This window comes from Pseudodesulfovibrio piezophilus C1TLV30 (assembly GCF_000341895.1).
Taxonomy (GTDB): Bacteria; Desulfobacterota; Desulfovibrionia; order Desulfovibrionales; family Desulfovibrionaceae; genus Pseudodesulfovibrio; species Pseudodesulfovibrio piezophilus.
In genome coordinates this window covers 3207912-3228947 of sequence record NC_020409.1, presented here as the reverse complement: position 1 = coordinate 3228947, position 21036 = coordinate 3207912, and the positions used below count along the sequence as shown (strand labels likewise).

General features: G+C 52.0%; 18 protein-coding genes. 13 read left to right on the top strand and 5 right to left on the bottom strand.

The features are described 5' to 3' along the window. The first annotated feature begins 167 nt into the window (after positions 1-167). The 13 genes from gabT (at position 168) to BN4_RS14895 (ending at position 13924) form a co-directional block, all read left to right on the top strand. Positions 168-1472 (top strand): 4-aminobutyrate--2-oxoglutarate transaminase, encoded by a 1305-nt coding sequence (gene gabT / locus BN4_RS14960; RefSeq protein WP_015416250.1) that lies wholly within the window; start codon positions 168-170, stop codon positions 1470-1472. Between the two features lie 29 nt (positions 1473-1501). Continuing rightward, complete coding sequence (locus BN4_RS14955; protein WP_015416249.1) at positions 1502-2731, top strand: ABC transporter substrate-binding protein; 1230 nt, start codon at positions 1502-1504, stop codon at positions 2729-2731. A gap of 64 nt (positions 2732-2795) precedes the next feature. Continuing rightward, on the top strand, positions 2796-3689 hold the full coding sequence (locus tag BN4_RS14950; RefSeq protein WP_015416248.1) for a branched-chain amino acid ABC transporter permease: 894 nt from the start codon (positions 2796-2798) through the stop codon (positions 3687-3689). Positions 3690-3708: 19 nt separating this feature from the next. Next, positions 3709-4728, top strand: coding sequence for a branched-chain amino acid ABC transporter permease (locus BN4_RS14945; RefSeq protein WP_015416247.1), 1020 nt, complete (start codon positions 3709-3711; stop codon positions 4726-4728). Beyond that, positions 4725-5450, top strand: a complete 726-nt coding sequence (locus BN4_RS14940) for an ABC transporter ATP-binding protein (protein ID WP_015416246.1) — start codon at positions 4725-4727, stop codon at positions 5448-5450. Before BN4_RS14945 ends, BN4_RS14940 begins: the two co-directional genes overlap by 4 nt. After that, the gene (locus BN4_RS14935) at positions 5437-6147 is read left to right on the top strand and encodes an ABC transporter ATP-binding protein (RefSeq protein ID WP_015416245.1); all 711 of its coding nucleotides are present in this window, start codon (positions 5437-5439) and stop codon (positions 6145-6147) included. Before BN4_RS14940 ends, BN4_RS14935 begins: the two co-directional genes overlap by 14 nt. A 475-nt stretch (positions 6148-6622) precedes the next feature. Beyond that, positions 6623-7180 carry a TetR/AcrR family transcriptional regulator gene (locus BN4_RS14930; protein WP_015416244.1) on the top strand — a complete coding sequence of 186 codons (558 nt, stop codon included), beginning with the start codon at positions 6623-6625 and terminating at the stop codon, positions 7178-7180. Positions 7181-7247: 67 nt separating this feature from the next. Continuing rightward, positions 7248-8477, top strand: coding sequence for an HlyD family secretion protein (locus tag BN4_RS14925; RefSeq protein ID WP_015416243.1), 1230 nt, complete (start codon positions 7248-7250; stop codon positions 8475-8477). A 2-nt stretch (positions 8478-8479) separates the two neighbouring features. Beyond that, complete coding sequence (locus BN4_RS14920; protein ID WP_015416242.1) at positions 8480-10060, top strand: DHA2 family efflux MFS transporter permease subunit; 1581 nt, start codon at positions 8480-8482, stop codon at positions 10058-10060. Positions 10061-10403: 343 nt separating this feature from the next. Next, positions 10404-11435, top strand: coding sequence for a transglutaminase-like domain-containing protein (locus BN4_RS14915; RefSeq protein ID WP_015416241.1), 1032 nt, complete (start codon positions 10404-10406; stop codon positions 11433-11435). Between the two features lie 368 nt (positions 11436-11803). Continuing rightward, the gene (locus tag BN4_RS14905) at positions 11804-12775 is read left to right on the top strand and encodes a metal ABC transporter solute-binding protein, Zn/Mn family (protein WP_015416240.1); all 972 of its coding nucleotides are present in this window, start codon (positions 11804-11806) and stop codon (positions 12773-12775) included. 118 nt (positions 12776-12893) lie between these two features. After that, positions 12894-13325, top strand: a complete 432-nt coding sequence (locus tag BN4_RS14900; protein ID WP_015416239.1) for a Fur family transcriptional regulator — start codon at positions 12894-12896, stop codon at positions 13323-13325. 278 nt (positions 13326-13603) lie between these two features. Further along, on the top strand, positions 13604-13924 hold the full coding sequence (locus BN4_RS14895) for a hypothetical protein (RefSeq protein WP_015416237.1): 321 nt from the start codon (positions 13604-13606) through the stop codon (positions 13922-13924). A 213-nt stretch (positions 13925-14137) separates the two neighbouring features. Here the strand turns inward: BN4_RS14895 and BN4_RS17350 are convergent, their stop codons facing one another. The 5 genes from BN4_RS17350 to BN4_RS14870 all read right to left on the bottom strand — a co-directional run bounded on the left by BN4_RS17350 (position 14138) and on the right by BN4_RS14870 (position 20936). After that, the gene (locus BN4_RS17350; RefSeq protein ID WP_015416236.1) at positions 14138-14632 is read right to left on the bottom strand and encodes an EF-hand domain-containing protein; all 495 of its coding nucleotides are present in this window, start codon (positions 14630-14632) and stop codon (positions 14138-14140) included. Between the two features lie 159 nt (positions 14633-14791). After that, the gene (locus BN4_RS14885) at positions 14792-15025 is read right to left on the bottom strand and encodes a hypothetical protein (protein ID WP_015416234.1); all 234 of its coding nucleotides are present in this window, start codon (positions 15023-15025) and stop codon (positions 14792-14794) included. Continuing rightward, on the bottom strand, positions 15022-18183 hold the full coding sequence (locus BN4_RS14880; RefSeq protein ID WP_015416233.1) for an efflux RND transporter permease subunit: 3162 nt from the start codon (positions 18181-18183) through the stop codon (positions 15022-15024). The genes BN4_RS14885 and BN4_RS14880 overlap by 4 nt, the downstream gene beginning before the upstream one ends. Beyond that, on the bottom strand, positions 18173-19438 hold the full coding sequence (locus tag BN4_RS14875) for an efflux RND transporter periplasmic adaptor subunit (RefSeq protein WP_015416232.1): 1266 nt from the start codon (positions 19436-19438) through the stop codon (positions 18173-18175). Before BN4_RS14875 ends, BN4_RS14880 begins: the two co-directional genes overlap by 11 nt. 4 nt (positions 19439-19442) lie before the next feature. Continuing rightward, on the bottom strand, positions 19443-20936 hold the full coding sequence (locus tag BN4_RS14870) for an efflux transporter outer membrane subunit (protein WP_015416231.1): 1494 nt from the start codon (positions 20934-20936) through the stop codon (positions 19443-19445). Positions 20937-21036: the final 100 nt, after the last annotated feature.

Sequence of the window (21036 nt, the reverse complement as noted above, 5' to 3'; positions counted from 1 at the left end):
ATTTCCGATTCACTAACGAATCGCGTTAAAAGGAAACCCAAAGACATTCTCTTATAAATCACCATAATATAACAATAAATATTCCAAGGCACACCCTTTGCTCTCTGAAACATATTGGTGACAGAACAAAACCATCGTTAATTTCAATATTCGAGAAAGGAATTCACATGACACAATCATCGCAAGACGTTTTGTCAAGACGTGCAAAGGCAGTCCCTCCAGGAGTATTCAACGCCACAAAGATTATCGCAGCCAAGGCCGAAGGGGCGGTAATTACGGATATCGAAGGGCGTGAATATATCGATTTCGCCGGAGGAATTGGTGTTGTCAACATCGGACACAACAGCCCCCGAGTCGTTGCCGCGATCAAGGAGCAGGCGGACAAACTGCTCCACTCCTGCTTTCATATCGTCATGTATGAAGGGTATATTTCCCTTGCCGAGAAGCTTATCAAGATAGCGCCAGGTAATTTCGAGAAGCGGGCAGCCCTTTTCAATAGTGGGGCCGAAGCAGTGGAAAATGCGATCAAGATATCGCGAAAAGCCACGGGCAAGCAGGGTGTTGTGGTCTTCGAAAACTCATTTCACGGCCGCACACTGCTCACCATGTCCCTGACCAGTAAGGTCAAGCCATACAAGTTCGGATTTGGTCCCTTTGCCCCCGAGATATACCGGATTCCCCACGCCTACTGTTATCGCTGCCCCATCGGTCGGGAATACCCTTCCTGCGATGTGGGATGTGCAGACGCCCTGAGCAAAATGTTTATCGGCCAATCTGCCCCCGAAAATATTGCCTGCCTGATTGTCGAACCGGTCTCTGGCGAAGGCGGATTCATTACTCCTCCCAAGGAATACTACGCCAAACTCAAAGCTATCTGCGAAGAAAACGACATCGTATTCATCGCTGATGAAATCCAAAGTGGCTTTGGTCGCACCGGACGGATGCTCGCCATGGAACATTGGGGTGTTGTTCCTGACCTGACCACCGTGGCCAAATCAATGGGCGGTGGCATGCCAATATCCGCCGTGGTCGGCAAAGCTGAGCTGATGGATGCTCCGCAGGTTGGGGGGCTGGGAGGCACGTACGGTGGCAACCCTGTGTGCGCAGCAGCCTCGCTGGCTGCCATTGAAACCATTGAGGAAGACAACCTCCTGGCCGTTGCTGAAAAACTGGGAGAAACCCTCCGCACCAAATTCGAAGGACTGATGGACAAGTTCCCCATCATCGGCGATGTGCGTGGCAAGGGTCCCATGCTCGCACTGGAGCTGGTCCACTCAAGAGAAACCAAAGAACCCGCTGCGGACAAGACCCGTGAACTGGTCGCATACTGCCTGGAGAGAGGCTTGATTCTCCTTTCATGCGGCAACTACGGGAACGTCATCCGCACCCTGATGCCCTTGGTCATCACCGAGGAACAAGTGGAAAAAGCCCTCTCCATCATGGAAGAGGGATTCGTAGCAATTTCTAAATAAGTAAACGTTTAGCTATCAGGAGAGAGAGAATGAAACGGATTTACTTGCTGGTACTGGGGCTTGCAATGAGCCTGGTCCTGCCGTCACTGGCTTTTGCCCAAACCACTGTCAAAGTTGGAAACATCCTTCCCTTGTCCGGTCCCTCCGCGTCGGTCGGCCAGCAGGGAAAACAAGCTCGGGAAATGGCTGTTGAGGAAATCAACGCTGCCGGGGGTATCAAATCCCTGGGCGGAGCCAAAATCGAATTGCTTTATGCTGATTCCAAGTCCGACCCCAATGTCGGCGTGACAGAGGCCGAGCGCTTCATCAACACGGAAAATGTCCATGTCCTCACTGGCGCATGGAACTCCGGCGTCACCTACCCGTCCACAGCTGTTGCCGAACGATATGGCATCCCCTACATCGTGCCCGTATCCGTCCGCGATACCATCACGGAGCGAGGATTCAAGAACGTCTTCAGGATTGCTGCCAAGGATTCCTGGTGGACCCGCGATCAGTTCGCTTTCCTCAAGGACATGGAAAAGGAATTTGGCGAGAAGCTGTCCACCGTGGCCTTTGTTTACGAAAACGGCGACTGGGGGACCGGTTTTGCTTCCCAGTGGAGAAAGCTTGCCGAAGCCTCCGGCTACAAAGTGGTCCTGGATGAACCGTATCCTTCTTCCGCCACAGACCTGACTCCGGTCGTCAACAAGATCCGTCGCGCCCATCCCGATGTTCTGATGCTGGTCTCCAACGCTGCAGACGCCATCCTCCTGACCAACACCCTGGCGGACTACAAAGTCAGCCCCAAGGTGATCATCGGTTCCGGAGGAGGGCATGCCGACCCGACCTTCATGTCTGGCTGCGGCGACAATGCCAAATACATCTTCGATATTGTCGAATGGGAAGCCGACGTCAACAAAGCTGGGGCAAAGGAAGTTAATGCCAAATACAAGGAACGCTACGGCAACAACCTGACAGGTGAAGCCGTGGATGCCTATATCTCCATGTACATGCTGGCCGATGCCCTGGAACGGGCCGGATCCCTGGAGCCTGATGCAATTCGCAAAGCTCTGGCGGAAACCGACTACAAAACAGGCCGTGGTATGATCGTGACCTATGATTCCGTGAAATTCGATGAAACCGGTCAGAATGAAAACGCCGCGCTGGCCGTTGTCCAGATCAATGACATCGGAAAAGGGCTTGAGCGGATCACCGTGTGGCCCAAGGCTGCACGCCGTGCCGGTTACTCCCCTGTCTTCCCCATGCCCACAAAATAAAGTCAATCCATACGGATCAGGGCTTCGGACGAAGCCCTGATCCGTCAACCAGCGGGAGTCTTTCATGGACTTGGTTTTCTTCGCCCAGGATTGCATCAATGGTGTACTCATGGGTCTTATATACGGCTTGGTCGCTTTGGGTCTGACCCTCATCTTCGGCGTCCTCAAAGTCATCAACTTTGCGCACGGCTCCTTCATCATGGTCGGCATGTTCGTCTCGTACTGGGTCGTTTCTCTGACCGGACTGCATCCCTATCTGGCAATGGTCATCATTGTTCCAATCATGTTCATGTTCGGGTACCTGATGCAGAACCTGCTCATCCGCCCCATCTTCATTGCAGAACGTGATGTTCGCGAACCGATAACCGTCATCGTGGTCACTACAGGCATGTGGTATGTTTTGGACAACCTCGCCCTGCTGCTTTTCGGCCCCGATTACAGGGCGCTGGCACCCAACCCTCTCAAGGGACAGATGCTCAGCTTTGGCGAAATATTCATCTCCGTACCAAAACTCTATGGTGCTGCCACGGCAGTCGCCACGGCTGGCGGACTCGCCTGGTTTCTTCAGAAAACCCGCATGGGGCGCGCTATCCGGGCCACAAGCCTGGATCGCGATGCAGCCAGCTTGATGGGCATCAATCAGTGGAAAATTTTCAACGTCGCATTCGGCATCGGCACGGCCGTTGCCGGGATTGCAGGGGCCGTTATGACCCCCTTTTACAACGTGTATCCCACAGTAGGTATTCCTTTTGACGTCAAATCATTCGTCATCGTCGTTCTCGGCGGTCTAGGGTCTATCTGGGGAGCACTCATCGGCGGCGTCATAGTCGGACTGGTCGAGTCCATCGGCCCCATCTACATGACTTCCACCTGGACAGAAGCCATCGTCTACGGACTGTTCCTGCTCGTGCTTTTCGTCAAGCCCTCAGGACTCTTCGGCCAAAAGAACGACTGGTAAGCAAACATTCGAGCAAAGCATGACACAACACCAATTGAAACGAAATTGCCTCATGGGGCTGGGGCTGGCAGCATTCGCGCTGCCACAGGTACTCCAAAGCCCGACATATCTGCATATCCTGATTATGCTCTTTCTCTATGCCTACATGACCACGACCTGGAACCTGGTAGGAGGCTTTGCAGGCGTCCTGCCCCTCGGCCATGCAGTCTTCGTGGGTATAGGAGCATACACTTCGACAGTCCTCTGGCTCCAATACGGAATCAGCCCCTGGCTCGGCATGCTGATCGGTGGGGTTCTGGCCGCCATTGTCGGTTACCTCATCGGCAAACCAACCCTGAAAATGCGCGGGGCATACTTTGCCCTGTCCACCATGGCCTTCCTTGAGGGTATGCGGGTTATTGTCGAGAATATCGACACAATCGGCCCCTTCAAGCTCAATGGTCCCAGAGGATTGAACATCCCCCCACTGCCCACAGAGGAAGCCGGATTCTGGGCATTCCAATTCTCATCCAAGGAACCGTATTATTACATAGCCCTCATCATGCTGATAGTGGTGCTGGGATTGACCTATTACATCTCACGTTCCAAATTCGGATACTACCTCAAGGCAGGCGGAGAAGAACCGGAAGCGGCCCAGGCTCTGGGGGTGAATGTCGCATCCTGTAAAGTGGCGGCCACGGCGTTGTCCGCCTTTCTCACGGCCTTGGCCGGAACGTTCCTCGCCCAGTTGACCCTGTTTATCTACCCCAAAAGCGTCATGACCCTCGATCTGTCATTCGAACTCGCCTTCATCGCCCTTATCGGTGGCCGCGGTTCTCTGGCAGGCCCGGTCATCGGTGCTCTGCTGCTGCGGCCGGTCAGCGAATTCAGCCGCATATACTTCTCTGCATCGCTCCCCGGTCTGCACCTGATCATCCTTGGCGTCGTTCTGATTGTCGTCATGCTGTATCAACCGCGTGGACTGACTGAACCGTTGCTGAAACTCTTTGATCGCGTCACGGCCAGATTCACGGACGACGCCCAGGAGGACAAGGTATGAGTCTTCTCGAAATCAAAGGATTGACCAAACAGTTCGGAGGGCTGGTTGCGGTAAACGACCTCAGCCTATCCATTGATAAAGGTCAGATCCTCGGTCTCATAGGCCCGAACGGTGCGGGCAAATCCACAGCATTCAACTGCGTGGCGGGAGTCTACGCCCCCACTCAAGGCCAGATCATCTTCGATGGCGAAGACGTCACTGGCCAAAACCCGTGGGACTTGTGCAAAAAAGGCATGGGACGAACCTTTCAGATCGTCAAGCCGTTTGCTTCACAAACCGTCCTTGAGAATGTCATGGTCGGAGCTTTTGCCACCACGGATAACAGAGACAAGGCAGAAACAAGAGCTGCCGATGTACTGGACATGCTGGGCATGGGTGACAAGAAAGACCTCAAGCCCGGAGCCTTGACCATTGCTGATCGCAAATGCCTTGAAATAGCCAAGGCGCTGGCCACCAACCCCAAACTGCTGCTGCTTGATGAAGTCATGGCCGGACTACGCCCAACAGAGGTGGATGAAGTTATCCAGATCATTCAGAAGCTGAAGAGCAAAGGCATGACCATTTTTGTCATCGAGCATATCATGCGCGCCATCATGGCTCTGTCCGATGAAATCGTGGTTATCCAGTTCGGGAAAAAGATCTGTCAGGGTGAACCTGAAATGGTCGCTCGTGATAAAAATGTTATCAAGGCCTATCTGGGAGAAGATTATGCCTCTGCTTGATGTAAACGATATCAATGTCTCCTACGGCGATGTTCAAGTGCTGTTTGATCTCTCCATTTCAATTGAAGAAGGCGAAGTAGTCTCCATCATCGGCGGAAACGGTGCCGGAAAATCAACCCTGCTCAAAACCATTTCCGGTCTCATGCAGCCGGAATCCGGGTCCATCGGTTTCATGGGGGCTGCCACCCACATGCTGTCGCCTGACAATGTTGTGGAGACAGGACTGATTCAGGTGCCGGAAGGCCGACGTCTCTTCTCCCTCATGAGTGTCCGGGACAACCTTATGGCAGGCGCACATAATCAGGCTGCCTTTGCTGTCCGGCGTCAGACTTTGAAGGAAGTCTATGAGATGTTCCCACGCCTCAAGGAACGTGAATCTCAACTAGCCATGACCCTGTCAGGCGGTGAACAGCAGATGGTTGCCATCGGCCGTGGACTGATGGCCAAGCCAAAACTTCTGATGCTGGACGAACCGTCCCTCGGACTTGCACCGGTTCTTATTAACGAAATATTCCAAACGATCCGTGATATTGCAGATAAAGGGCTGACGGTTCTGCTCGTGGAGCAGGATGTCAACCACTCCCTGAATCTGTCGGAACGGGGCTATGTGCTGGAGCATGGTCGCATAGCCATGCAGGGAACAGCCAGGGAACTCCTGGGCGATCCGTACATCAAGGAAGCGTATCTGGGCATCTAGCAGGATACCCACTTTCAGACCGGCACAAAGGGGAAAGACTCTGACAAAATTGTCTTTCTTTGCCTCGATTGAGGATGTTTTTTCAAAAAACCATAAATAAACAGCAACATCACGCTCGACCATGACACTCTGAAGGAATGGGAAACGCACATGACGTTCACCGTCAAACCGTACGGAAATTCAACACAATAGAGTTATAGCCCAGACCTCAGCCTCTCCTGTTCCGGCCATGGAAGAATCTGCCCAACACGGATATTCCATGGCCGGGCAAGCGAAACCAACCACCTCAAAATCAATTTTCTGTAGAGTACTCGGAGTCAGCGATTGACACACTGACTCGTCGGTACTACTTATCCTGACGAACGAGAACTGACCAGTCAGTTTTAAGCTGAATGTCCGTTTCTCTACCCCTGTCACGTCCAACCTACAACACCGGGGTTTCTCCGAAAAACTCATATATCTTCGAGGCTAAGCCATGGATAAACAAAATAGGATTCTGGATACTGCATCCGAACTTTTTGCAACGAGGCCTTTCCATAAAGTTCTGCTCAGCGATGTAGCCAGACTGGCATCAGTGGGAAAAGGTACATTGTACCTGTATTTCAAAAGCAAGGATGACCTGTACATTGCAGTCCTCTTCCGCGAGTTCACTATTCTGGTGGACAAACTTCGGGAAACCATTGCCAAGATGGAGATTCCACCGGATGAGCAGATTGCAGCCATCATTTCCGAATTATTTCATCATATGATCGGCAGCAAATCCAAATTTGAAATCCTCGGAGCGGTCATTGCCTGCCCCAAATCCGAAGAATGGAGAGAACTCCGCACCGAAATGTGGACAATCATTGAAACGGTCATCCTGAGAGGCGTTGAGCATGGCATGTTCAAGGACAAGAACCCGCGGCTTTCCGCTCAATATATTACCGGTCTTGTCCGCTCCATCAGCCTGTTCAGACCTGAAGGGGTTGAAGCCAAGGAACTATGCCGTCATGCGCAGGACTTTGTGCTGAACGGATTAAGAGAGTCAAATTGAAGCTTTTTCGCAGAGAAGCGTCAACTATCTACAGCTATTTAAAATTTTTTGCTTACAAGGTGATACGATGAGCAATGAGAAAATGATTGAGACATCTCCCCTTTCCAACTCGGAAAGTGGAAAAGAAAAAAAGAATACCCGAAAAATTCTTTTGATTGGTGGGCTATTGACCATTGCGGCTCTTGCCGTCGGGTACCCATTCTATCGCCACGCCATGACCCACGAAGCAACAGATGATGCTTTTGTGGAAGCGCGCGTTGTCACGATGAGTCCCCGGGTGGCAGGGCATGTTTCCGAAGTTTTCGTCGCAGACAATCAGGTCGTCCACAAAGGAGATCTGCTCGCACAGATCGATTCACGAGATTTTGAAGTCGCCCTCGACATTGCATCTGCACGTGTCGAATCAGCCAAGGCCGCCTTGACGGAAGCGGATGCTTTGGCTTCGGCTGCCAGAAATATCCTTGTCCAAAAAGGTGCCGAGGTCTCAACCCAACATGCAGAATTGGCAGAAATCCAGGCAAGTATTGCCGAGGTCAAGGCTGGCTATGACAGAGATGAGACAGACCTTGTACGAATGCAGACCATCGCTAAAGCCGGTGCTGTCAGCCGTCAGGAATTCGACCACGCCAGAGCACAGGAAGCCATGACACGAGCCAAACTCAACTCGGCCCATCGCCAGGTTGACACCCAGTCGGCAAAGATCACACAGGCTCGGGCAACGGTTAAAGCTGCTGAGGATGAACTCAAACAGGCATACGCCCAAGTCGCGATCCGCATGGCTGAACTGCGTGAGGCCGAGGCTGAAATGCAACGAGCGAACCTCAACCTGTCCTATACGCACATCACCGCGCCAAGCGACGGGTATATAACCAAAAAGAACATCGAACCCGGAGCATATGTTCAAGTAGGTCAAAAGCTTTTCTCCATCGTCAACCCCTCTATCTGGGTAGTGGCCAACTTCAAGGAAACACAGATTTCCGATATGAAGCCGGGGCAACCTGTCGAGATAGAAGTTGATGCCTACCCTGATCTGGCCTTCAAAGGCAGAGTTGATTCCATCCAGCGCGGTACCGGTTCCCGCTTCACTCTGCTGCCTCCGGAAAATGCAACTGGTAACTACATCAAGGTAGTTCAGCGCGTTCCTGTCAAAATTATCCTTGATGCAGGTGAATTCCACGGTGGTCACACCTTGGTGCCCGGTATGTCCGTCATTCCCAGTGTGGATATCGCATCCAAGGATATCAAACTGCCCTCAGGCGCAGAGACCGTGGCAGCGCGTGAAACGGTGGCACAATAACCATGGCGGAATTCAAAGACCCGTTGACCATGAGTCCGACCGAACGATGGACCATAGCCATCACTGTCATGTTCGGCGCTTTCATGGCTGTCATGGATACCAGCGTGGTCAACGTATCCATGCCGCACATGATGGGCAGCTTCGGAACAGACCTGACCGCCATCACGTGGGTTGCCACAAGCTATAGTATTGCTGAAATTATCATGGTCACCATGTCAGGCTGGTGGAGTGCCCTCATCGGACGGAAAACCCTCTATCTGGCTTCTTTTGCCATTTTCACAATTGGTTCCATCCTCTGCGGTACAGCGACCACCTTCTCGCAAATGATCATTTACCGCATTATTCAGGGTATTGGAGGTGGAGCCTTGATCCCTGTCTCCCAGGCCATCCTGCGGGAGACTTTTCCCCCTGCACAGCAAGGTATGGCCATGGCCCTCTACGGAATGGGAGTTGTCCTGGCTCCGGCTCTCGGCCCCATCTGTGGCGGTTGGTTGACCGATGCCTGGGGTTGGCCTTGGATATTCTATATCAACATTCCCATATGCATCATAGGTATGGCTCTGACTTTCAAGTTTGTCTACGATCCGCCTTATCTGCGTCGAGGCATTCAATCCGTTGACTGGCTTGGAATCGGCCTGTTGACGATCTTTCTGACCGGCATGCAGATTGTTCTGGAGCGTGGCCAGGAACAAAACTGGTTTGAATCAACTGAAATCATCGTCTGGACAGCAACCACTCTTATTTCCATGCTTTTACTCATTATCTGGGAACTTCGGTGCAAAGACCCTGTCATCAATTTAAGAGTGCTCAAAGACCGAAATCTGACCCTTGGCTCAATCATGGGGTTGATCTTCGGTGTTTCCCTGTTCGGCACGACTTTCATCCTGCCCCAGTTCACTCAAGAAATACTGGGATATCCGGCCTTTGAAGCAGGACTCGCCATGGCTCCCCGTGCAATGGCATTGGTCGTCTTCATGCCTATTGCGGGCTGGGCATATCAACGTCTTGGAGCCAAGACGCTGATCTTTTCAGGAATCCTCATTATTATCTGGTCTTACTATGACCTTATGCAATTGAGCGCACAGGCTGGTTTCTTTGACCTTATCCCACCGCTCGTGATCATGGGCATAGGTATGCCGTTCATGTTCGTTCCGTTGAGCACGGTTTCTCTCTCCACTGTCAACAAAAGTGACATGACTGATGCGTCAAGTGTCTACACCCTTGCCCGACGGGTTGGCGGAAACATCGGCTACGCCTTGGTCGCTGTTCTTGTGGACCAGGGTGTCCAAAGGCACCATGCACACCTGTCCGAACACATCAGCGAACTAAGCCAGTCAACTCAGGACTATATGGCGACTTTAAGCCAATACTTTCATGGGCTTGGATACAGCGCACTCCAAATCAAGAGTCTCACCCTGGGAATGCTCGATGCACTCATGAAACGGGAATCCACCATGATGGCATACAACGATACATCGTTCATTTTTGGTGCGCTGTTCCTACTTCTCATTCCACTAATCTTCTTCCTGCCGAGTAAAAAACAAATGAAAGAGCTGATCGCCAAACAAACCAACGAATCATAAAACGACACCCCTCCTCCCCTGAAAACGGTGTGCATGTCTCAACTCGATCTGCGCACCGTTTTCTACGTTTAACAACCTCTCATTAGAAGAAAAGGAAAAGGCACTCAGAGCGAAAAAACCGCCTCCCACTCGTTTCGATCGTCAAAAATTCCATGAGACACCGCCTTCACGCCTTTGGCACAGTGATCAATTTTCGATAAAAAGGTCCCTTCCTTTGGTCTGGAAAGGGATCAAAAATTGACAATCTTAATACCAAACCAAGGAGAGATAGTTTTTTTGAATTGGCATTCTTTCACGGCAATAGCTAGTGAACAGAATCCACTATTCATACTCAGGGAGAAATATGAAAAATTTGACCAAAATCGTTCTTCGCACGCTTGCAGTGGTCATGATGACCACTTACTCCGTGGCTGCTTTCGCCGCCCAGCACAGCGGCGTCGTCAAATACACCGTCAAACCGACTGTTACCAGTGAAACAAAAACCGTCAATGTGTGGATCCCATATCCACTTTCCAATGACGCTCAAAAAATCACAGATCTCAAGGTCGATGGTAACTTTGCAACATCTTCAGTGTACCGCGATGAAAAAAGTGGTGCCATGTTCCTGTACGCCGGATGGCCTGCCGTTGCAGGACAGCCCGAGTTGACCATGAGCTTTCATGCCGATCTTTCCAGCAGAAAAGTCGCTTCCATCAAGGAATCCAATCTGCCCATCCCGGCTCCTATCAAAGAGGAATACCTGAAATCTACTCTGGAAATTCCGGTGAAGGCATTCACTGAGCAGGCCCAGAAAGTGGTTGCCGGTAAAAAAACGATTCTTGAAAAAGCCCGCGCCATCTATGACTGGACCGTTGACAACACAGTCCGCGACCCCAATGTGACAGGCTGCGGTCTGGCCAAACCGGGACGCACCCTCTATGAATGCGAAGGTGGCGGAAAGTGCGCCGATATCAGTGCTGTTTTCGTGACCATGGCCCGCGCCGCAGGCGTCCCTGCGCGAGATGTCTACGGTCTGCGCCTTGGCAGCCCCAAGACCGGTGACGTCACCAGCGGGTACCACTGCTGGGCTGAATTCTACCTTCCCGGCACCGGATGGGTTCCTGCAGATCCCGCTGATGTTCGGAAAATGATGCTGGTCCACGACCTCAAGATGGGCGATAAGGCAGTGGAAGAGTGGCGCGAGTTCTTCTGGGGCGGCGATGACCTTTTCCGTGTGACCTTGAACAAGGGAGCCAGAGGCGTTGTCCTGACTCCGGCACAACAGGGCGCTCCCATCAATTACATGATGTACCCCTACGCTGAGGTGGACGGCAAGCCGCTCAACTACTTTGATTCGTCAGCCTTTACCTACAGCGTGAACTATACTGCCGACTAACCTCGACAGCACAAGTTTAACCAAAACAGAACAGCTGAAGACAAAATCCATTCAGAGATCAAAAGGCAGGCCCCGAAAGGGCGCCTGCCTTTTCTCTTCTCCCAACACCAGTAAGTCTCTTCCCGAAAAGGACATGAATGAAAAAGAGCTCCCTCGCATCCGGGAGATAAGAGATTCTCTCCTCTTCTCCAGCCCTTTGCTGGACTGCTCTTATTCCGCACAATCCCTGGCCCTCAAAAAACACGCAGATCATGTATGAGCGATCAAACGAACAGTAAGGAAAGTCCGCACACAGAATTGACTTTTCATGCAACTGTGTTGCATTGTGCAAAGAGATCGCTTTAATAACACTCTGCCTTGAGGAAAAAATGAAACAAATATTCAAAGTATTCTTGAGCAGCCTACTGGCTCTTACCCTGACCGCTCTTCCCGCCATGGGAGCGCAGACCAATGTTTTTGTCTCGATCATGCCGCAAAAATATTTTGTGGAGCAAATCGGCAAAGACCTGGTCAATGTTGATGTCCTGGTCATGCCCGGAGCAAATCCGCATATGTATGAACCTAGCCCAAAGCAAATGACGCAACTCTCCAAGGCCAAAGCATATTTTTCCATCGGCATTACCCTTGAGGAGACATGGATTCCCCGCATCAAGAGCGCAAACTCGGCATTACAGGTCTTTGAGACAGATCATGGTATCACCAAAATAGCCATGGTTGCTCACCACCACGAAGAACATGGCGAAAACCATGAAGCTCATGAGCATGAACACGCCATGCATGAACATTCCGAGGAGCATGAACATGCAATGCACGGACATGCCGAGGAGCACGGACACCATGAACACAAAGGACTTGATCCTCATGTCTGGCTCTCTCCAGCAAGAGTGAAAATCATTGCCAGCAACATATGCGCCGGCCTGGTGGAGATAGACCCGGCAAACAAACTGGCGTACGAAAGAAATTTAGCAGCTTTCATCCGCGAAATTGAAAAGACAGACAAGGCCATTGCTGACAAACTCGCCATGGTCCCGAAAAACAGACGTTCGTTTCTGGTCTTCCACCCTTCCTGGGGGTACTTTGCAGACCAGTATGGACTCACCCAGATAACCATCGAAGAAGAAGGTAACGAGCCCAGCCCGAAACATCTGGCCGAAATTATCGAACACGGTCAAGAACTCGATATTCATGTTGTTTTCGTACAGCCGCAATTCTCGCGAAAGAATGCGCAGGTCATTGCCGACGAACTGGGAGCACAGGTTCTTCCTCTGGATCCATTGGCCGAGGACTGGAAAAAGAACCTGCTTGATGCCACGGATGCCTTTGTTGACGCACTCAGATAAATTCCCCCCGGCCTCGCCCTCTACACGGCGAGGCCGAAAGGGGAGTGTGCATCTGAGGATGCAACGACTGGAAAGACATGGGAATTCTCCCCCGGAATGTCCCCAAGGAGATTGAATAATGAAATTGTGCAATGCAGCCGAGGCAGCACACGAATTTCTGGAACAAACCGGATTGGACCCGACTCTGAATCGAATTCTGATCCTTTCCGCCGTGGTCGCAAGTGGCCATCCTCTGACTGCTCGCGAAGTCTTCGAGGCCGTTCTTGATGAACACAAGATCAACAGGGTTACGGTCTATCGGATCCTTGACCTTCTGGCAGACAAGGGGGCGATCAACCGCATCAGCACGGGCGAACGCGCCCTTCATTTTTGCGTCGGCCACGACCATAGCCATTTTCACTGTACACAGTGCGGTCAGGTGCAATGTATCGAAAACACGACTTTGCAATTTGATGAAGATGCTATCGCCAACTCAGTCGGCATGACAGTCAAGACCATTGCCCTGCATCTGGAGGGGGTCTGCGAGAACTGTAGTACCCGCTCAGTCTAATCAGCCTCCATGCCCAAAAGAGTAAGCGTAGAATTCTTGGTATTTCGTTAACAGCTTTTAACACCCACACAAAAGTTTTTTAACCTCGCAATGCTAAAGTGTGCTGTGGCCGTCACGGTTACGTCCACGAGTCTCTTCGGCAACTCTGATCGCTCGAAAACCAATTGCGAGGAATGTATGAAAAAAACTCTCCAAATTCTGATACTCATGCTTGTTGCCACCCTGGCAGCCTGTGCTTCACATGATTCAAGGCCTGCCCCCCCGACCCAAAACAACGGATGGATGCTCTCCAAAAAAAACTCATGCTGACAGATGAGCAGGTCGAAGTCGTTCGCCCTATCCTTGAAGAAGCCCACCGCAAACAAGCAGAAATTATGGGAGTACCGGACGAGAGTCACAGGGAAGCAAGCAAAGCACAACGGGAGAAGATGGAAGACCTGGAATGGGAAACCTACAAAAAACTCGCTGAACATCTCTCCGACGAACAAATGGAATTATACAGCAAATTGCTTGAGGAAGAATCCAAAAGACATGAAGGAAAACAGCCCCCAGAAGGGGGGCGTGGACCAGGAGGACCGGGAGGGAGAGGGCCCATGTAGGGACTTTGCATAAAAAATTCTTCTGCCACGGTGAAATGACAGAGACACAGGCCCCTTCATGCACTGAACCATGAAGGGGCTTTCTTCTGTCGAGAAAAGAGAGAATCCGGGGAATCACATAAGTATTGCTTCCGACAATGAAGAGCCGCGCCAAAAGGCGCGGCCCGAGCAGATACTCCTATCAACAACCACGAAGGGAGTAGAACCAGTGTATCACGCCCTGATGCTCAAGCCTCCGGAAAGCGACTGGCTGTCATAGCTGGAACTTCCGAACAGAGAGTCCTGCATCTGGCTGTAGGCCTCGGTCCCGGAAGACTGAGACTCTGTGCCGCTGCCGACCAGACTCATAAGTTGTTCGAACTCGGCAGTATCAGCTGTCTGCTGAATACCACTGAATCCACTGGAGGATTCCATTTCGGATTCCATGGTAGCCTGCCTGGCTTCCATGTCAGCCTCTATTTCATCCTGAGAGACAATGCCATCTTCATTGGTGTCAAGGGCATCAAAGACCTCACTGCTTTCAGAAGAGTCTCCGCTTCCTCCGGCTGCGAACTCGGTCTCGCTGAGTGCTCCATCACCGTCCGAATCCAATGCGCTGATGAAATCAGAGGACATTTCCGATGTGTCTGGAGGCTCTGGGGGAGCCTGCATCGAACTGCTCTGCATTGACATCATGCTGGACATGGAACTCACGGAACTGATTTCCATAACCATCTCCTTAGGCTGTCCCCCCCCTGACCGCGGCCCGGCAACAGCCGATACGACTGTCTCCCCTTCCCAAAGGCGGGCATACGGCAGAGCGAGGGTGTTCTATAGAAGTAATCGGGCACGCGATGGGGGGCGTTACATAAGATTTATCAACCCATGTTAAGATTCCTGAACCATTGGAACAATGGAAAGCGAGCCCGTTCCCTCCCGAATCTTCGTATTTTGCCTGCTCACCGGATTCAGAATGAGATCTTCGGCATTGAGAACCTGGTCGAGGGTTTGCACCACATCCGTCTGAATGTGTTCTTCCCTCTTTCGGGCTTCCCACTTTTTCTTGAGCAATTCATTGCCAAACAATTTTCCATCGACAATATAGGCAGGGAGAATGGTCATATATTGACTTCCTTTCCCGATCCTACCGGCTTTTTCACACCACGCAGGCGGTATAACCATTCCTTGCAATCCTCCAAGATCAAATACAGCGACGGGACCAGAATCAGGGTAATCGCCGTGGCAAATAGAATACCGAAACCAAGGGAAATGGCCATGGGGATAAGAAACTGTGCCTGACGTGACGTCTCCATGATCATGGGAGCCAGTCCCCCAAAAGTTGTCATGGTCGTCAACATGATGGGACGAAAACGCGCTGTTCCTGTAAGAAGGACCGCATCATAGGCACAATGTCCTTCGAGTCGTTTCAGGTTGGTATAATCGATGAAGACGAGTGAATCATTCACGACCACACCGGACAGGGCGACAATCCCAAGAAGGCTCGGCAGACTGATGCTGTACCCCATCATGATATGTCCTATGATGGCACCGACTGCCCCAAATGGAATGCAGATCATGATGATCAAAGGCTGTGTGTAACTTTTGAATGGGATGGCAAGAAGCGCATAGATAACCAACATGGCGAGGAGAAGTCCGGAAATAAGGCTTTCCATCCCCTCATTCATATCGCCCTGATTTCCTTCAATGGAATAACTCAAACCGGGATACTTGGCCTGAAGGCGTGGCATGGTCTCACGCAGAATGTCTTTGAGCACCTGCCCTGCCTCACTTCGAGGGTTCACATCTGCGGAGACAACGAGTGATCTGCGCCCGTTGACATGTTTGATCATGGTGTAGGCTCGTCCCCGTTTGATATCCACGACCTCGCGCAACAAGACTTCCCTGTCATCCGGAGTATGAATCATGAACTCTTCAAGATCATATTCCGATATGCGTTCATCCTTGGGACGACGCACCAGGACTTTAACCTCATTGCGGCCACGTTGCTGGCGCAGGACTTCTGTTCCATAGTATGCGGCGCGAACCTGACTGGCGATCTCCTGAGCATCCAGCCCCAGGCTCTCGCCTTCCGGCGTGACCTTGAAGTCGAGCTGCTGCTTGCCCGGAGAGAATCCATCATCGATATCCTTGACCTTGGGGAAGAAGGCCAAAGCCTCGGCCAATTCACTGGCCGCACTCTTGAGAACATTCACATCACTGTGATTCAACTCCAGTTCAATGGCATTCCCCGCACCAGGTCCACCCCTATCGGATTGAAAAAGCAATGACTCAAGACCGGGAATAGTACCCGCTTTCTGACGCCACTTCTTCACGAACTCATCGGTCGAGATGGGACGGGTTTCAGCATCGGTCAAGAATATCTGGACACTGACAACATGGCTTCCCGAAATATCGCGGCCAGCTCCGCCGATCTTGGAGTATGTTCCCTCCTGAAGCCGTGTACCGCCATTCTCGGCGACAACTTCTTCAGCCGCATTGAGTAGTCGATCCCGAATGGCCTCGGAGTCTGCCACGGCAGAACCATAGGGAAGCTCTGCCCGCGCAAAGGCATAATCGGACTCAACCTTGGGCATGAGTGTCATCCCCAACCGTCCACTGGCTACATAAGCACCGCACAAAATGAGTATGCCCGATCCCACCGCAACACTGATATAACGCCATGTGACACATCTATCGAGCAAAGGCCGATAAACATTCGCAATAAAAGAAATGAGCCATCTGCTAACCCGCTGCTGACGAGCAGAGACCCAAGCCATGATCGGATTACTGGTCCCGACTTTCATATGAGCAAGGTGAGCGGGCAAAACAAACAGACTCTCTATGAGAGAGATGGCAAAAACACTGATGACAACGACTGGGATGGAATACATGATCTTGCCCATATCACCGGGGATAAACAAGATCGGTCCGAAAGCAACGATGTTGGTCAACACACTGAATGTGACCGGGAGAGCAATCTGACGCGCCCCTTCAATCGCCGCTTTCAGAGGAGGAACCCCCTGTTGGCGCAAGGTGTGGACATTCTCTCCCACCACAATGGCATCATCAACAACAATGCCCAGCGCTATGAGAAAGGCGAACATGGACATCATGTTGATACTGATCCCCATGACATGCAAAATAAGAAATGATCCCATGAATGATACCGGAATACCCATGGCGACCCAGAAAGCCAACCGTGCTTCCAGAAAAACAGCCAACAGGATAAATACAAGCGCCAACCCCATATATCCGTTGCTCATGAGCAGATCCATGCGTTGGTTGAAAATCACGGAAGAGTCATTGAGCACGGCAACCTTGACACTCTCGGGCAAACGCTTCTGGAAAAGTTCCAGCTTGGCTCTGGCTGCTGTGGAAACGGATTTTGGAGTCTGATCACCGATACGGTAGACATCCAGTCGGACGGCAGGTTTACCGTTGTAATTCGTCAGGATATCCTCGTCCTCGAAACCATCGGTAACTGTTGCGATATCCTCCAGCAGGACCTGAGTCCCGTCACTCCCCGTGACGACTGGGACCTGAGCAAACTCCCTGGCGTACTCCTTGCGATCCTTCATACGGACCAGCACTTCGCCGGAGGAACTTTTGATGCCGCCACCCGGCATATCCACAGAGGCGTCATCCAGTGTATCGGCCACGGATTGCAAAGTCAGGTTGTGTGCGCGCAGTTTGGCCTGCGGCACCTCAATATTGATTTGCAAACCACTGACCTCGCGAAGCTCTGCCTGAGTAATTCCGGGATCACTCAGCAACTCCTCCCGCAATTGTTCAGCGACTTCGCGCAAGACAATCTGCTCCTGATCACCATAAATGATCAGTGCGAGAACGTCCCTTTTGTGAGAGGCCTCGGAGACAATCGGGTCCTCGGCTTCCTCGGGGAAGGATGTAATCGCGTCAACTTCACTCTTCACATCCTGAAGCACCCGCTGCTGATCCGCTCCTTCCAATAATTCGGCCACAATGGAAGCAGACCCTTCACTTGAAGTCGAAGTGACTTTCTTGACACCATCAATACCCTGAATGGCCTGTTCCGCAGCCAGAACAATACCCTGTTCGACCTCTTCAGGACTTGCTCCGGGATAGGAGATGGAAACATTGATTTCATCCGTACTGAATTCGGGAAAGACTTCCTGCTTGATCTGCATGGCAAAGATCAGCCCGCCAATAAGGAAGACAATCATCAACAGATTGGCGGCAACAGAATTGCCCGCCATCCAGGTAAGAGGACCACCGGGATTGTCGTTCTGATTATTCGCCATGGCTGACCTCGGCTGCCAGATCATTTTTCGCTTCTACCGAAACCGTGGTCTTGACCGTTACGGCTGTATCGGATGCGGCCTGAAGCTTCATGCCTTGCATGGGGGCGGTCAGGGAAGAGAGGACGACCTGTTCGCCGGGCATCAGGCCTTCCTTGAGCAGAATGGTCTGTGCATCACGCCAAACAGGGTTCACCGTGCGGATGTCCAAAGTGCCATCCTGACCAAGAACCCATATTTTGCTGTTGTCGCGGAAGACTTTTCTGGGAATGGCATATGAATCCGCGATTTCCCCACCGGCAATGACCACCTTGACATAGCTGCCAAGCAGAATGGGTTTGAGCGAAGGATCGCCTTTCAGATTAAGGGGGTCCGCAATGGAAATCAGGACACGGGCCATGCGCCCTTCACTCTCCAATGACGGGAGTAATCGAATGACATGCCCTTCCCTGCGTGCGGAGGTCTCGTCTTTCCCGTTATAAACAGTGGTTTTTGAACCGACCGTGCCATCAGCCATGGGAAAGGTGATATGGTCGAGACGATCCACCGGCACTGAAACCTCAACCCAGAATTCATCCGTCCCAACAATGGTCGCCAGCGCTTCCTGCGCAGCCACGGTTGCCCCGATATCAGAGCTTTTTGACTCAATCATGGAGGCGAAGGGAGCCGTCACCTTCGTCCGCTGCAAGTTTATTTCAGCCTGCTCCACCTGAGCTTTGGCCGCTTCCAGGTCCGCCTGAGCCTTGAGCAGGTGAGGTTTTCTCAAAGCAAGTTCAGCTTCCTGTTCCGTTCCCTTGGCCGACTTCTTGAGCAGATTCCATTCCCGCCCTGCGACGTTCTGATACCCTTGCTCCACCTTGAGATCATACTCAGCCGTGACCATATCCGCTTTGGTTTCACGCAACGCAAGCTCATAATCCTTGGGGTCAATACGCAGGACCTCATCGCCCTTTCGAAAGAATCCACCCGGCAGAAATGAATCACTGACAGACACGATTTCTCCGGACAAGCGGGAAACCAATGTCACTTCATTAGCCGCTACCACAGTGCCCATGACCGAAAGACCGATGGCGTGCGATCCTTTCTCGTAGGTCGCGACCTCCACAGTCGGCAGTATGGTCACAGGAGCGACCCGATGAGCTTTGGGTGCAGTCTTGATCATGACGTAAGCTCCCATGGCCGCAGTCAAAAGGATCACGGTCGGAATCAGGATTTTTACGCTAAATAGACCGGAAAACCGGCGTTCTTTTTGAGTCATGTTTTTATCCATTGGTCTTGGTTTGCATTACTGGAGCAGGAGAGCCTGGAGCCGGGGTAGCCGACGAATCAGAGGTCGAGATCGGCGGTTTCAGTTCATCGGTCCAGGAACCACCCAAGGCCCTGTACAGGGCAACGCGGTAGAGGAGAAGATCGGTCTGATCCTCGACCTCGGAAATTTCCAGATCCTGTACGGACAACAGAGCCGTCAGGACCGGTAGATAATCTTCAAGCCCCTGAGTATATCGAGAAATGGCTTCGTCCAGATTGACCTTGGCGGCCTCCAACTGAGCGCGCCGAGCAATGATATACCTGCGCTGCCATTTTTCCTGTATCAGGGCGTCTTCCACTTCCTTGAATGCCGTATAGACAGCGGACTTGTAGTCAGCCAGCCGTTCATCAACCACTCCTCGTGCCTTTTCAACTTCAGCCTTCAGATAGCCGCCATCAAAGATAGGTCCTGTCACGGACCCGGCCAGGGCAAACATCCAGTTGTCAAAAATCGTCCCGACCTGTGCCCCGGAATACTGACCGTCAAGCCCCAGAGAAAGAGAGGGAAGTCGGTTGGCACGGGCAGCAGCCACGGACCAGTCAGCAGATCGTAGCGCCAGACCAGCCGACCGGATATCCGGTCTATTGGCAAGCAGATCGGACGGGAGACCGAGTCCGGGAAGAGCGGAAAGACCCGGGAGAGAGGCATCCGCCACTTCCACGGACCCGGCAGGGCGACCTAGCAGAATCGCGAGTTCGTGCAAGAGGATCTGCTCCTCGGACTCCACGGGAGGGAGCTCTGCCTTGACCTTGGCAACGGTCTCTCTCTGCTGATAAACATCAAGAGCTGTTGCCAGGGAGTTTCGAAAGCGAAGCTCGATGAGTTCGAGGTAGGTCTGATTGGCTTTTATCTGTTCCGTCAAAATGCGCTTTTCTTTTCGCTGGGCCTGAATCTGTATCCACTTGGAGACCACTTCACCGGCCACGGTCATGGCTGCAGTGTTCAAGTCCTCTCGGCTCACCTGTGCATCCAGTTCTCCGGCCGAAGCCTCTGCAGCCACCCGGCCCCACAGGTCAAGCTCATACCCGGCACTTAGCCCTAAGGTATGCTCCTCCGTGGTCGTGATGGAACGACCTCCGGTGGAAGAGTCCGTACCAGCCCTCGTGTGGCTATATCCCGCACTGCCATCCAGTGTCGGATACTTGTCTGCCCCGGTTTGCACCGCAGTGGCTCGGGTCTGACGCAGACGTGCCCAGGCTGCCTCGATATCAAAATTAGCCGAAAGAGCTTGTTGCACGAACCCATTCAGTTCGGCATTGCCGAATTGTTCCCACCACCGGTCCGGAGCGGTCGGCTTCTCCGAATACATGGTGAAGCCCACAGGAAGAGGGGCAGGGTCGATATCTCGGGCGGACGGCCTGAATGGAGAACATCCTGGCAGCAGGAGAATTCCGGCAAGAAAAAACACCGCCGGGAAAAAAGAGACAAAAACAGGTTTGTGAGTCACGGATCAGATCTCCAATGTTGATTTCATACCCTGATTCCTATGCCTAAAATGTTGGCAGAGTTTTTGGAGGATGATAAAAAGTGTTAATAACTGTTAAATG